Annotated in this window: 9 protein-coding genes and 2 pseudogenes; 6 read left to right on the forward strand and 5 right to left on the reverse strand. The window is 60.4% G+C overall.

Going from position 1 to position 14,002, the window contains the following annotated elements:
- Positions 1-61 precede the first annotated feature (61 nt).
- Positions 62-397, forward strand: a pseudogene (locus ACTG3T_RS03010) (AsmA family protein); the annotation flags it as partial.
- A 621-nt stretch (positions 398-1,018) separates the two neighbouring features.
- Positions 1,019-1,924 (forward strand): annotated as a pseudogene (locus ACTG3T_RS03015) (AsmA family protein); the annotation flags it as partial.
- On the opposite strand, the gene ACTG3T_RS03020 reads toward ACTG3T_RS03015, so the two are convergent.
- Together ACTG3T_RS03020 and ACTG3T_RS03025 are read right to left on the reverse strand one after the other, a co-directional pair.
- A complete protein-coding gene (locus ACTG3T_RS03020; protein WP_439100789.1) occupies positions 1,921-2,298 on the reverse strand; it encodes a glycine zipper domain-containing protein in 378 nt (125 codons plus the stop codon). The pseudogene ACTG3T_RS03015 and the gene ACTG3T_RS03020 overlap by 4 nt on opposite strands.
- Positions 2,299-2,375: 77 nt before the next feature.
- Positions 2,376-4,010 carry an amidohydrolase family protein gene (locus ACTG3T_RS03025; protein WP_439100790.1) on the reverse strand — a complete coding sequence of 545 codons (1,635 nt, stop codon included), beginning with the start codon at positions 4,008-4,010 and terminating at the stop codon, positions 2,376-2,378.
- 126 nt (positions 4,011-4,136) lie between these two features.
- Between ACTG3T_RS03025 and ACTG3T_RS03030 the strand changes: the two genes are divergently transcribed.
- Positions 4,137-4,883, forward strand: coding sequence for a hypothetical protein (locus ACTG3T_RS03030; RefSeq protein WP_439100791.1), 747 nt, complete (start codon positions 4,137-4,139; stop codon positions 4,881-4,883).
- A 35-nt stretch (positions 4,884-4,918) separates the two neighbouring features.
- On the opposite strand, the gene ACTG3T_RS03035 is transcribed toward ACTG3T_RS03030, so the two are convergent.
- Positions 4,919-6,970 carry an N-acyl-D-amino-acid deacylase family protein gene (locus ACTG3T_RS03035; protein WP_439100792.1) on the reverse strand — a complete coding sequence of 684 codons (2,052 nt, stop codon included), beginning with the start codon at positions 6,968-6,970 and terminating at the stop codon, positions 4,919-4,921.
- A 50-nt stretch (positions 6,971-7,020) separates the two neighbouring features.
- On the opposite strand from ACTG3T_RS03035, the gene ACTG3T_RS03040 reads away from it, so the two are divergent.
- The gene (locus tag ACTG3T_RS03040) at positions 7,021-8,490 is read left to right on the forward strand and encodes a protein adenylyltransferase SelO (RefSeq protein WP_439100793.1); all 1,470 of its coding nucleotides are present in this window, start codon (positions 7,021-7,023) and stop codon (positions 8,488-8,490) included.
- Between the two features lie 75 nt (positions 8,491-8,565).
- On the forward strand, positions 8,566-10,191 hold the full coding sequence (locus ACTG3T_RS03045) for a tRNA-dihydrouridine synthase (protein WP_439100794.1): 1,626 nt from the start codon (positions 8,566-8,568) through the stop codon (positions 10,189-10,191).
- Between the two features lie 48 nt (positions 10,192-10,239).
- Here ACTG3T_RS03045 and ACTG3T_RS03050 read toward each other — a convergent pair whose 3' ends face one another.
- Complete coding sequence (locus tag ACTG3T_RS03050) at positions 10,240-12,462, reverse strand: molybdopterin cofactor-binding domain-containing protein (RefSeq protein ID WP_439100795.1); 2,223 nt, start codon at positions 12,460-12,462, stop codon at positions 10,240-10,242.
- A complete protein-coding gene (locus ACTG3T_RS03055; RefSeq protein ID WP_439100796.1) occupies positions 12,459-12,959 on the reverse strand; it encodes a (2Fe-2S)-binding protein in 501 nt (166 codons plus the stop codon). Before ACTG3T_RS03055 ends, ACTG3T_RS03050 begins: the two co-directional genes overlap by 4 nt.
- A gap of 143 nt (positions 12,960-13,102) precedes the next feature.
- On the opposite strand from ACTG3T_RS03055, the gene ACTG3T_RS03060 reads away from it, so the two are divergent.
- The gene (locus tag ACTG3T_RS03060) at positions 13,103-14,002 is read left to right on the forward strand and encodes an MBL fold metallo-hydrolase (protein ID WP_439100797.1); all 900 of its coding nucleotides are present in this window, start codon (positions 13,103-13,105) and stop codon (positions 14,000-14,002) included.

Consider the following 14,002-nt stretch of genomic DNA (forward strand, 5'->3'; position numbering starts at 1 on the left):
TGTCGTTGACTGCAGTCTCTGCTAGTCTCAGTTCTTCTTAGTGAAATTAATGGAGTTGATCATGCGGATTCTTCTTTGGGTTTTGGGCGTCCCCCTTGTCTTGATCATTCTGGCGGCGATTCTGGTACCGCTTTTTCTGGACGAGGAGGCTCTGGTAGAAATCGCCGCAAAGCGCATCAAAGAGCAAAGCGGAGCCGAGCTGCGCATCGACGGGGATGCGTCCCTGTCACTGTTTCCCAAGGTTGCCCTGTCCGCCAGCGCGGTCAGCCTGGAGGTTCCCGAGAGCAAGACCAGTATCGTTGCCGAGTCCTTTTCTGCCGGCGTGGCGCTCATGCCCCTGTTTCGCAAGAGCGTTGAAATCGACAGCATCCGCGTGGATGGGCTTACCCTGAGCTCCGAAGCGGTAGATGAGGATGCCGCAAAAGCTGAAGCGATGGACACCACCACGCTCAGCGATGCGGAACTGGAGGAGTTCTACGCACTTAGGGCGCAGGCCCGGGCCAAGGCTCAGGCTGAGGCGGCAGCCAGCGTCTTGGCCGTCCCCCTCGCATTGGAGGTGGGCGAACTCTCCCTGGCAGATATTCATGTGATCACGGTAGACAGGGACGGCAAACTCATCAGCGAACTGCAGCTCCGCCAGCTGACCGCCCGCGACCTGAACATTGATGGGCGTCCCGTCCCCCTCACCGCAGAGGTCATTATTCCCTCGGGCAACGATGGAGAACCCATGGAAATCGCCCTCGCGGGAGAGTTCCGGACAAATCTCAATGCAGAAACACTCAATCTGGATAGCCTGAATATTCGCGTTACCGGTGCGACTCCGGACCCGATTACCCTGGGGTTGAGCGGTGAATTGGCCCTGGATACGCAGGTTGCTGACCTCAGTCTCGAACTTCAGACAGGGGACCTCAAGGGCGGTGGCACCCTCCGCTACGCAAGCTTTGAAAGTCCGCAGATTGACGCGGACCTGACGCTGACGGAGCTTAATCCGGCATTGCTCGTCCTCGCCGGGCCTGAAGCAGGTGCCGAGGTCGCCGCCAGCGAGGCATCAACCGGTAGCGATACGGCTCTGCCGCTCAACGCCCTTCGCATGATCGATACTCGCGCCAAACTGCGCATCAATACCGTGGTGCTGGATGCTCACGAGCTTACCGATGTGAACGCCCAACTACGAGTGGTGGATGGCGTCGCCACCCTCGATCCGGTGACCGCCGCGGTGCACGGCGGCGCTATCGATTTCAGCGCTGTGTTCAACGGCCGTTACAATCTTGCCACCCTCACTACGGAAGGCGGCGTAAGGGCCCTGGATGCCGCTCAGGCAGTCTCGGCGATGGAACTGGGTATGGAGGCCCGTGGCACAGCAAACCTCGAATGGTCCCTCAAAGGCGCCGGCGCAAGCAGCGACGCCCTCACCCAGTCGCTTACGGGGCCCATCAGCTTCACCACTGAAGACATTACTCTGGCGGGTATCGCCATGGAGCATATGTTCTGCCAGGGCGTTGCCCTGGTGAACCAGGAATCGCTCAGCGCGGAGTTCCCTGGGGACACCCGCTTTGAGGCTCTCAATGCGAAGATCATGCTGGCGGATGGGGTAGCTACATTGAATCCCCTCACCGCACGGCTCCCCGCCGTAGGGTTACAGGGCAAAGGCACCGTTGATTTGAAATCCCAGGATCTTCGCGCCAGTTTCCGCGCACAGCTCTCGGCAGCGCTGGGTGAACTGGATCCCGCCTGCAGAATTAACGAGCGCTACGCTGACCTGCGCTGGCCGGTGGAATGTGAGGGAAATCTTGCCGGCGACCCCGCGAGCTGGTGCGGCGTGAATACCACGGAGATCATCAGGGATCTGGCGGAAGGCGAGTTAAAACGCAAAGCTACCGATGAGGCCGGAAAGCTGTTTAACAAGCTCTTTAATCGCGATTAATTCAGTACGCGATAACCACGACCACTGAGGCAGCGCTTAACGACTCTCACTTTGTCGCGCTCTCCTTCGGAGAGTCCCCGGGCGCCGCCGGTGACGGCGCCGACTCCGGCGCCCTTGACGGCTCCATCGGTGCTGTCGCGGACAATGGCCCCAACGGCACCGCCCACCACCGCGCCGGATGCCGCGCCCCGGGCAGCTTTTTCGCCGCTTCGCACTTCCGATGCATAGGCCTCGCACTCGGCCTTGTCCGCCGCGTAACGGGTCATATCCACACCCTTGCGATCAATGATGATTTCGTCGGTGGTGGTACAGGCGCCAAGGATCACCGTCGATGCCAGCACCAGCGCAGGGGTAATGCGAGTCAAAACACTCATGGCGGAACTCCAGTTTCTGCTTGCTTCGGGCTTCTACGTTCAACCCCTATAAAACTGTCGGACAACAACCCCGCGCTTTAGTTCTTCTCTGCAGCGACCAACTCCCTCACGTCTTCGAGCAACATCTTGGCATCAAAGACAATGCCATCGCGCACGGTGTAGCGCACACCGCCCACCCGTTCGACGGAGCCTGTCTCGCGGTTTAAACGGCGATGTCCCGTGCCGTAGAGGAGCTTGAAGTTAGCCAGAGGATTCTCGTCAAGAATCACCAGGTCCGCTTTCTTGCCCACCTCCACGGTACCGATCTCCCGATCCAGTCCCAGCAGCTCCGCCCCGTCCAGGGTCGCTGCCTTGATCACTTCCAAGGGATGGAAGCCTGCTTCCTGCAGCAGCTCAAATTCACGGATGTAGGCAAAGCCGTACACCTTGTAGATAAACCCCGCGTCGGAGCCGGTGACTACGCGTCCGCCGGCGTTTTTGTAATCATTGACGAACTCCATCCATCGCTGGAAATTCTCCTTCCAGTCGATCTCTCGCTGCGTCGTCCAGTCAAAGAAGTAGGAGCCGTGAATATCCGGATCGGCCTCAAAGGCCCGCGCCATATAGGACGGCACATAGTCTTCCATCCAGTCAGCGTTGCGGGCGCGCATGAGATCGCGATTCGCTTCGTAGATAGTGAACGTGGGCGACAGGGTGAAGTCCAGATCCACTAACTCGGCAATGGTTCGCTGCCAGGTCTCGGACCCGGGCGCCGCCGTCTGCAGCCACAGGCGACCGGCCTCGCCAAAGCGATCCTGCTCGTTACTGTAGTTGTAGTCGTGGGGGTAATTCTGAATGACGCGGTCATCGAACATAGCCTCGGGAAGGCCGTACCAGTGCTCCATGCTGTCAAGACCCAGGCGGGCGCTGTCGAGCACATTGGTTTGCACCACGGATAGCTGGGCATGGTGGTAGGAAGTCTTCATACCCAGACGCTTGGCTTCTTCCATAGCCGCGGCAAAAGGCTCCGCCCGGGCACCCCGGAATTTCACGCCATCGGCGCCCCGCTTGCGCACCGCTTTCACCCAATCCCGAGCCTCATCGGCGGTCGCGGTAGACGGTGGGAACATGGCGTGAACCCGCATGCGCGGTGCACTGATTTCACCGGCCGCCGCCATTTCCCGGTGCTTGATGGTCCAACCCAGACCCATGACGGAGCCCACATCACGCACCGTGGTCACCCCGTGGGCAAGCCAGAGCTTGAGTACATATTCGGAATCGGTGAGTGCCCCCGCCTGGGCATGGCCCGGCGTTCCCAGATGCGTGTGGGCGTCGACAAAGCCCGGGAGCACGTAGCCACCATCGACATCGATGACTTCGGCACCGGCGCTGTCATCATCATTACCATGCCCGCCGGAGATAGCGTAGATACGATCGTTGCGCACTTCGATGGTGACCGGACCTCTGGGCGGTGCGCCGTTACCCACCACCAGCATGGCGTTTTTAATGAGCAGGCGATCGAAGGGTCCCCGGGCCTCATCACCCCGGGGCGGTGCAAGCTTGGGTGGCGCAAAACCCGCCGCAAGCGCGCCGGCGATGCCCTCCTCCCCAGGCTCAATGTTGCTTTGTGCAGCGCTGGCCGTCATCGCCGGGAGCGCAAACAGCAAACTGAGAAAAGAGAGGGTCCTGATCACGGAAAGTCCCGTGTCCGGTCGCGTGTGCAAGTGAGCCATGAATAGATCCTTGGGAATTATTTCTGGACACTTTACAAGAAAACCACCGGCGTTTTTGTCCTGGGATCAGCGCCCTTATACTGCGGCTTTTCTGTCCCCTTTCCCGCTGCCCGGTAAACGCACACGATGAAGACTATGGTTTTGCAGTCCCAGCGACCCGGCGTTCTGCCCGCCTGGCAACGACGCTGCTGCGACTCGGTCCGTGCCTGGTCCAAACAGCGGGGCTTTGAGTACAGTTTTTGCGGGGACGAGCTGTTTCGGCCATTACCGCCGGCCCTTCGGGAAAAGCTTCGGGTGCAGCCCGTGGTGGCCACCGATCTGGCGCGCTTACTGTTGATGCGTGAGGCCCTGCGCGCGGGCTATGAACGGGCCATCTGGTGCGACGCGGACCTCCTTATTTTTCGCGACTTTGAGCCCTTAACCCTGGACCACAGTTTTGGTCGCGAAGTATGGGTGCAGGGCCGGGATGACGGCGTCCACAGCTACCGGCGTATCCACAATGCCTGGCTGCAGTTCACCGCAGACAGCCCCATATTGCCCTTCTACATCGACCGCGCCACGGCGATGCTTGAGCGGGTGCAGATGCCCGTGGTGCCTCAGTTTATCGGCCCAAAACTACTCAGTGCCTTGCACAATATCGTGGGGTTTCACGTAGAGGAACGAGTGGGCATGCTCTCCCCACTCTCCATGCGTGATCTTCTATCAGGGGCCGGACCGGCACTCACAGAACTCCGGGACTCCCACAGCGAAGGGCTCTGTGCGGTGAATCTCTGCGCAAGCTATGTGGGTAAAAACAGCGATGGCGTGTGCCACAGCGACGAAGACTACACGGCCGCGGTGCGAGCACTAATAGCGCCGAGCTGTCCGCTCTAAGCTCTCGGCTGGCTCTTGGCTTTAGGTTCTAGGCACTAAGCAGCGCGAAGCGCCCTACCCAGCGTTTCTCCCCCCAGTGCCTGGGTGAACTCTCCGTTCTCCCACACAGACTGCCCGCGGATCATTACTTCTCTGACAATCGCCGGTGGACGATTCACCATCTGGTGATGTCCGAAGAGGTCCCGGAACACATACTCGCGGGTGTCATTGCAGTCCCAGTCTCTCAGGACCTCCGGGTCAATGAGCACCATATCGGCCTGGGCGCCCAAATCCAGCGTACCCACATCGATATTGAAGAACTCCGCCGGCTCCCGGGTCAGGCGCTTCACCATCCTGGCAACCATGGCATCACCCTGCTGCTGCGCGAGCTTCAGGGACATAAGATTGCCATCAAAGAAGGCCATGTTGGTGAGGTGCGCACCGGAGTCATTAAACCCAGGCAGGGCCTGAGGATGCATGAGGTAGTCCATGGTCGCGCGGTTCCCGATGTTCGACACATCCGCCCAGTAGCGGAAGCCTTTGTCGTAGCGACGCATCAGGAACAACATAAAGTCGGCATCGGTTTCGGGACGCACATCCAGGGACTCAAAGGCCTCCCGCTCGGCATCGGATCGTGCCTGCGCGATATCGCCATCCACAAAGCGCAGCAACCGCTGATGGACCAGATCAAAAGACTCACCGTCCCAGTCGGACACTGGCGCACCGTCAAAGACCAGACGATGAAGATCACGGATCACCAGGTGATCGGGCATCCCCAGCTTTGCTTTGAAGCTCGCCCAGTCACCACCGGTGCGACCGTGCATCCAGTCATCGCGAAACTGTGCCACCCACTGTGGGTCGTGCATGAGCGCATGGCGGCCCTCGACATCATCGTATTCCAGGGCAATCAGCTGCGCCGTTGAGGGGAGTTCTTCATAGAGAGGGCTCACGATGCCGTCGGACCAAACCCGGAAGTTTGTGCCCAGAGCCTGAAAATGCAGGCTGCCCTTGAACAGCCAGCTGTTCATGAGTTTGGCAAAGCCTAAAAAGGCCTTGGTGGCACGCGGCGCGAGCACCAGCTCCATGGCCGAGAGCGCGGACACCTTAAGAGTTTTCTTGAACAAACGACCACTGGTCAGGGTGAAGTACAGGAGCGCGGTGGCGCGGTTTTCGATAATCGGCGTGGTCTGCCACACCCGATTGTGATTTCGCACAACCCTTAGCAATCGGCGCAGCTCTTTGAAGCTGGCGAACTGGGTGGGGATGCGCTTGTCGGTGTGAGGTTCGTTGGACAGGTAATGAAAGGGCAGCCCGTCAGTCGACAGGCCGAGGTAGCCCTGCCCCATGGCGCGATCGAGTATGGCCTCCATCTCCTGGTACTCCGCCTCGGTAGGATCGCGGCTGATGGCCGCCTCCATCCCCATCACCTCAACGCGAAGCATGGAGTGCGGCACGAAGGCGCCCACATTAGGCCCCAGAGGCATATCGGCAAAGTGATCCATATAGCCGCCGGTATCGGACCAGCTGATGGCGTCTACGCATTTTCGCAGCACCGGCTTTGGGATGTTCTCGACGCGGGTGAAGCAATCGACGATGGGATCCTGTCCGCTGTCGTCGCGCTGGTGGCCAAAGCAGGTGCCTAGGCTGCAGTTGCCAAAGAGCACCGTCGTCGTGCCGTGGCGCACCACTTCCGTAAGACGGGGATCAAGGTCAACTTCAAGATCGAGGTGCGTGTGAATATCCAGCAGGCCGGGCATGAGCCACTGACCCGTGGCATCTACGGTACGCCGTGCCGGACCTTCGGGGAGTGCAGTGCCCTTGGCGGCAATGCGTCCCCGACGCACGGCAATATCCATGCGCCGCGGCGGCTCGCCGCTGCCGTCAAAAACCGTGGCATTGCGATACAGGACATCCCAGCTGAAGTCGTCGACCTTCTCCTGCCAGTCTCTTTCGTTTTCCTGATTCAGCTCGCTGTGACGGGCTGTCTGCCCGTCGTTTTGCCCGTCGTTCTGCCCGTTATTCTGCCCGTTATTGCCGACCAACTCCACGTTCATCTCCTGTGAGTTTTTCTGGCGATAGTTGCCGTCTGAACCGAGAAGAGTAACCATGCGCCTCACACAAACCAAGCATCTTTGTCTGGCAATTTTCCGGAGCCCCCATGCCCATCCCTTTTGACAACAGCTTCGCCGCCCTGGGGTCGCCCTTCAACACCGCGCAAGACCCCGATCCAGTGAAAGAGCCGTCTCTGCTGAAAATTAATAACGGCCTGGCTCAGCAATTGGGCATAGACCCCCAGTGGCTCTCGTCGCAGGAGGGTCTTGAGGTGCTTGCGGGAAATCGGGGGGCGGAGGGCTCCCAGCCCGTGGCCGCGGCCTATGCGGGCCACCAGTTTGGGCACTTCAACCCCCAGCTGGGCGACGGCCGGGCCGTGCTCCTGGGCGAGGTAGTCGATCAGCAGGGACACCGCTATGACCTGCAGCTGAAAGGCAGCGGACGCACAGAGTGGTCCCGGGGCGGGGATGGTCGCTCACCCCTGGGACCCGTTATTCGCGAATACATCGTCAGCGAGGCCATGGCAGCCCTGGGCGTACCCAGCACCCGGGCCCTGGCGGCGGTCACCACCGGCGAACGCGTCATGCGTGACGGTATCGAGCCGGGCGCGATACTCACGCGGGTCGCATCCAGCCACCTCCGGGTCGGCACCCTGCAGTACTTCGCCGCTCGGGAGGATCGGCAGTCCCTCGCCACCCTTGTTTCCTACATTATTGAGCGGCACTACCCGGAAAAAGCTGACGCGGAGAATCCGGCGTTGGCGCTCCTGGAATCCGTGATCGCCGCCCAGGCGCAATTAATTGCCCGCTGGCAGCTGCTGGGTTTTGTCCACGGTGTGATGAACACCGATAACATGCTGCTTTGCGGCGAGACCGTGGATTACGGCCCCTGCGCCTTTATGGAGGAATACCACCCGGAGACACTGTTCAGTTCCATCGACCAGCAGGGACGCTACGCCTACTGCAACCAGCCGGGCATTGCCCACTGGAATCTTGCGCGCCTGGCTGAGGCACTGCTGCCGCTGATCAATGACGATACCGACGCCGCGGTAGAGCAGGCCAAAAAAGCCCTCTCCCAGTTCCCGCTTCTTTTTGAAAACGCCTACCAGGCGGGACTTGGCGACAAACTGGGTCTGACGGAGATCACCGCGGCGGACAGCCGACTCGCAGACGAGCTTTTTGCCGCCCTGCAGGAGGATCAGGCGGACTTCACCCTGGCCTTCCGTTTTCTGGCCGATGAAATAAATCCCGGCGCTGCCCACACCGGTGCAGGGAGGCTCTTTGCCCCCGGTAAACAGCTGCTGGAGTGGTTACCCCGCTGGATGCAGCGTCAGCAAGCAGACACCGTCGATGCGGCGGAGCGTCAGCAGCGTATGTTTGCAGCAAATCCTGCGTTCATCCCTCGCAATCATCTGGTGCAGCGCGCCATTGAGGACGGCGAAAAGGGCGACTTCGCGCTGTTCCATCGTTTGGTGGAGCGCCTGGCCGATGCCGCAGATTACCGCGCCGAAGACAGTGACCTGGCGCTGCCCGCTGAGCCCCAGGAGCGAGTCATGCGCACGTTCTGCGGGACCTGAGGCGAAGCTCCCCGTATAATCACCAATTAGTTCCCGACAACCCCCGCACCTGGAAAAGGCACAAAGGCACACGCGTTGAGCATCGAATTTTTTGGCAAAACCCTCTCCGGCCCCTTCACCATTCCTTCGGGCATCGTGACTACCGCGCCATCGATTATTCAGTACTTTTTTGACCGCGTACCTCAAATCGGCGTCATCACGACAAAAAGCATCGGACTAAGCCCCCGGGCAGGTAATCGTGAGCCCGTATACTCGCAGTATGCTCCGGGCTGCTTTGTGAACGCCGTGGGTCTTACCAACCCGGGGGCCGAAGCCGCGCTTGCCGGTATCAAGGACCTCAAGGTTCCTGATGATCGCTTTCTACTGACGTCCATCTTTGGTGGCAGCGTGGAAGAGTTTGTCGAGGTGGCGAAGTTGCTGGCCCCCCACTCCGACGGGCTGGAGCTCAACCTCTCCTGCCCCCACGCCAGCGGTTATGGCATGGCGATGGGTCAGGACCCGGTGGTGGTGGCGGAGATCGTCGCGGCGGTCAAAGCCGCCGTGGATATCCCCGTCATCCCCAAACTGACACCCAACACCCCGGATATTGGCGCCATTGCCAAAGCCGCCGCGGATGCGGGCGCGGATGGCTTCTGCGCCATCAACACCGTAGGTCCCGGCTACACCAGTTCTCACGGCGAGCCGGTACTGTCCAACGGCGTTGGTGGCATGTCAGGTAAGGGCGTGCTGCCCATCGCCCTGAAATGTATCCGTGAAATTCGCGAAGTGAGCGACCTACCGATTGTGGGCTGCGGCGGTTTTTCAAGCGCTGCAGATGTCGACGAGGCAATGAAAGCCGGTGCAAACGTCATTGGTGTGGGATCGGCGCTCACGGGGATGAACAGCGAAGAGATCGGCGACTACTTTGTGCAGCTGGCAAAAGACCTGAGCAACCACAGCCGTTTCGCCGAGGCGATGATCCGCTATGACATCGATATGGACTTTGAGCCCGTCACGCTGGTGGAAAACCGGCGGGTGTGTGAGGACATCGGTCTGCTGACCTTTGATCGACCCATTAATGTGCAGGCCGGTGAATTCATTTATTTGTGGATACCCGGCCTGGGTGAAAAGCCCTTTTCAGCGCTGGTGGACGATCCCTTTACCCTGGTGGTGATTGATGTGGGGCAGTTTACCCATGCGCTTATGGATTTGACCCCGGGCACCGAAGCCTATGTCCGCGGTCCCCATGGGGTGCCCGTGTCGCCTCCCGAAGGTGCCCACATCATGGCCATCGCCGGGGGTACCGGTCTGGCTGCGGTGTACCAGATCGCCCGGGATTTTGGAAACGCTGAATTCTTTGTCGGCGCACGCAGCGAGGATCGCCTGTACTTTCTCGACGAGTGCGCGGAAGTGGCGCCGGTGCATGTCGCCACAGACGACGGCAGTCGCGGCTATCACGGTCGCGTCACCGAGATGCTCCGCGAACGCCTCGCCGCCATGAGTGCTGCTGATCTCGAGAAAGTCGTGTTTTATAACTGCGGACCGGAGCCCATGGTGCGTGCGGCGATTGCCGTGGAGCGGGAGTTTGTCGCCGAGGCACAAATACTCAGCGCCGTGGACTACATGACCAAATGTGGCGTGGGAATCTGTGGCGCCTGTGCGACCCCCGACGGACGACGTATTTGCGTTGACGGCCCCTTCCTGAGCGACCTGAACCCCTAAAAGCGAGGGTCCCGGCGCAGTGAAAACTGCGCCGCCCGATTTAAGGCCTTAAGCCAAAGCCTGGTCTTTCACCGGCAAATGCCGGATACGCACACCCGTGGCGGCGTACACCGCGTTGAGCACCGCCGGTGCGGCGACCGCGATAGTGGGCTCACCCACGCCACCCCAGAACCCACCGGAAGGCATGACGCTGACCTCCACTTCAGGCATTTCCGCGAGTTTGAGTGAGGGGTAGGTGTCGAAGTTCTCCTCCACCACACGACCCTCTTCCACCGTGCATTCGCCGTAGAGCGCTGCGCTGAGACCATAGACAAAGGATCCTCCCACCTGGGCTTCGATCTGCTGGGGATTCACCGCAAATCCGGGGTCAGTAGCCGCCCAGATTTTCTTCATCTGCAGCTTGCCGTCCACCACGGCCGCCTCAGCACAGGCCGCGACATAGCTGCCAAAGGCCTTGCAGACAGCCAGGCCCAAGCCGTGGCCCTCGGGCATTGCACGACCCCAGCCGGCTTTTTTGGCGACCTCTTCGAGCACCGTTAGTGCGAGGGGGCTTTCCTTGAGCAGCTCGCGACGATATTCCAGGGGGTCGGTGCCGGCCTTGCGCGCTAGCTCATCAACAAAACTCTCCATATAGAACACGTTTTGATTGATATTCACCCCCCGCCAGAACCCCGGCCGCAGGTGCGTGTTACGCATCGCGTGATCGGCCAGAAGGTTGGGCACCGAGTAGATCATGGAGTGATCGCCCTCGGGAGCCACGGACTGAAAAACCACGGGATCTTTGTCGGGCTTATCACCCAGCGCAGGGCGGAAAAACGCGAGAATGGACTGCCCGGAGATGCGCATATGCAGGGCGTCGAGTTTGCCGTCTTCATCCACGGCCGCGGTCATGCGGCTGCGCGTGATCGGATGATAGTAGCCGCGGCGCTGGTCTTCTTCGCGACTCCACAGCATCTTCACCGGTGTGCCGGGCATCTGCCTGGCAATCTGCACCGCCTGCTCCACAAAATCATGGGCGCCCCGACGGCCGAAACCGCCACCGAGGATCATTCGATGCACCTCACACTGTTCGGGGAATAATCCCGCCGCGGTCGCGACCGCCTCCAGGGCCGCCTCGCCGTTTTGCGTAGGTACCCAGGCTTCGCATCGTCCCTCGGTCCATAGCGCCGTGGTGTTCATGGGCTCCATGGGCGCGTGATTCTGAAAAGGATAGCTGTAGTCAGCGGTGAGAGTGTTGTCGGCCTTGGCCAGCGCAGCGATAGCATCGCCGTGCTCATTGCCCACAAAGGCATCGTCGGCAGTGAGGCCCTCTTCCAGCATGGCCTGAATGCTCTCGCTGTTGACCTTGCCGTCCTCGCCGGTCTCCCATTCAATGGAGACTGCGTCCAGCGCCTTTTTCGCCTGCCACCAGCTGTCCGCTACCACCGCCACCGCGTTGTCACTCACTTCCAGGACGGCGCGCACGCCGGGCATGTCTTCGGCCTTGCTGGCATCAAAGCTGCGGCGCTTTCCCGTGTGTACCGGACAGGCGTGAATCGCGGCATGGAGCATGCCCGGGAGCATGACGTCAGCACCGTACTGCAACGAACCATCGACTTTATCCACGGTGTCGAGGCGCGCCGCGGGTGTGCCCACCAGCGTCCAGTCCCCGGGATCTTTGAGCGTCACTGTATCAGGCGCACTGAGCGTAGCGGCCGTGGCGGCCAGCTCACCGTAGGTCATGGTTGCGCCGCTGGGGGTGTGAGTTACCACGCTGTTTTTTGCAGCACATTCCGCTACCGGCACACCCCACTCCTTACCGGCCGCTGCCAACAGAAGCTCCCGGGCCAGGGCACCACCCTCACGAACATACTGATGACTGCCGCGGATACCGCGGCTGCCGCCCGTGGCGAAGCTGCCCCAGACACGGTTGCGGGCAAGACTCTCCGCCGGCGATGCAAATTCCCAGCTCACCTTGTCCCAGTCGCACTCGAGTTCCTCTGCAACCAGCTGGGCAAGCCCCGTGAGTGTTCCCTGCCCCATTTCAGCGCGGGCAATGCGAATGGTGACGGTGTCGTCAGGATCAATGAGGACCCAGGCATTCACTTCCGTGGCACCGTCCTGAGCCACCGCCCGGGTGCTGCCGAGGGGTAACTGCATCGCCACCATAAGGCCCGCGCCCGCGGTGGCGGATCCCACAACAAAGCGTCGACGACTGATGTTCACCACACCCGATGCCTGCGGCTCAGCGTTTGATTCCTGCGTCTCACCCAACAGTTTTTTGAGGTTCATGACTGCGCCTCCTTTTTACCATCGACAATGGCCGCGGCGCGATCACCACCGGCGATGGCCGCAGCTCTATGGATGCCTTCGCGTACCCGGGGCAATGTGCCGCAGCGACAGACATTGGTCATACGCGCATTGATGTCTTCGTCGCTGGGATTGGGTACCTCTGCCAGCAAGGCCGAAGCCGCCATGATCATGCCGGGCTGACAATAACCGCACTGGGGCGTGTCTATCTCTACCCAGGCCTGCTGCACGGGATGACTCGCATCCTCGGAAAGACCCTCAATAGTTGTGATGGCCTTGCCCTCAGCGGCGCTGGCCGGATAGACACAGGACCGCATGGCTTTGCCATCCACGTGAACGGTGCAAGCGCCACACTGGGCAATACCGCAACCGTACTTTGTACCGGTGAGACCCATGTGGTCTCGCAGCACCCAAAGAAGCGGCGTGCTAGGATCGACATCCGCCTCCATGGTCTTACCGTTCACCGTTAACTTGAGCATATTCAAATCCTTTGGAGATAGCTGGCTAAGACTCACCAGACTATAGCGGGTTAGGGAAAAAATACAGCCTGAAGCTTGCCATCCACCGGCTCTCCCGAGCCCGTGATAGCCTGCAACAACTGTTTCCTGAAAAGGTTCCTGTCATGCGCTGGATTATCCGTATAGGCGTTGGCGCCACCGTGTTAATCGTTGGTGGCCTGGCGGTTTTTCTGGGCCCTGCGCATCTTCAGATCCGTGCTATTGAGCCGACATTACCCACGGAAGCAGAGCTCCGCGCCCTGGGGACCGAAGCCCAGGGTCCGGTGTCTATTAGTATCGCTCAGTCCTCCGCCCAGAGCGGGCCTGATCGTAATTTGAGCCACTCCATCGTGATTATTGAATGGCCCGATGGGCGGCAGTTCATGATCGACGCGGCCATGGACCGAAATGCCAGCGAGGAGTTCGGGGAGCTCATCGCCAAGCTTTCTCCGGGGATGGGACCCGTGGCATTCAAAGGCAGCGCTGCTGATCTCCTTGAGAACGAGATCGCGAGCATCGATGGTGTGGGCTTCACCCATCTTCATGTGGACCATGTTCAGGGCGTTGACGCCTTCTGCGCCAAGCGGGGCGCCGGAGCTCGCAGCTACCACACCTTCGCCCAGGCCACGGAGTACAACCTCCATACCGAAGAGAGCGCGCAACAGCTCGAAAAATCCTGCCTGGAGCCGGTGGTGCTGCAGGGCGAGGGACTCCTGAGGCACAGCGACTTCCCCGGTCTGGGCATTGTTCCCCTGGGGGGGCATACGCCGGGCTCCACACTCTTTGCAGTGACCGTCGACGATATCTTGTGGCTCATGAGCGGTGACATCGCCAACGTAAAGAGCAAGCTCCTCAGCAATAGTGGCAAAGGATGGCTCTACAGCACACTGTTTGTCCCCGAAAACACCGCCCGCACAGAGGGCCTTCGCTTATGGCTACGCGCCCTCGATGAGAAGCCTGACATTGAGGTCATCGTGGCCCACGACTTTGACGCCGCGCTCGACAGCGGTTTGCAGCCGCTCTGA

This window comes from Congregibacter sp., from assembly GCF_965660375.1.
Lineage (GTDB): Bacteria > Pseudomonadota > Gammaproteobacteria > Pseudomonadales > Halieaceae > Congregibacter.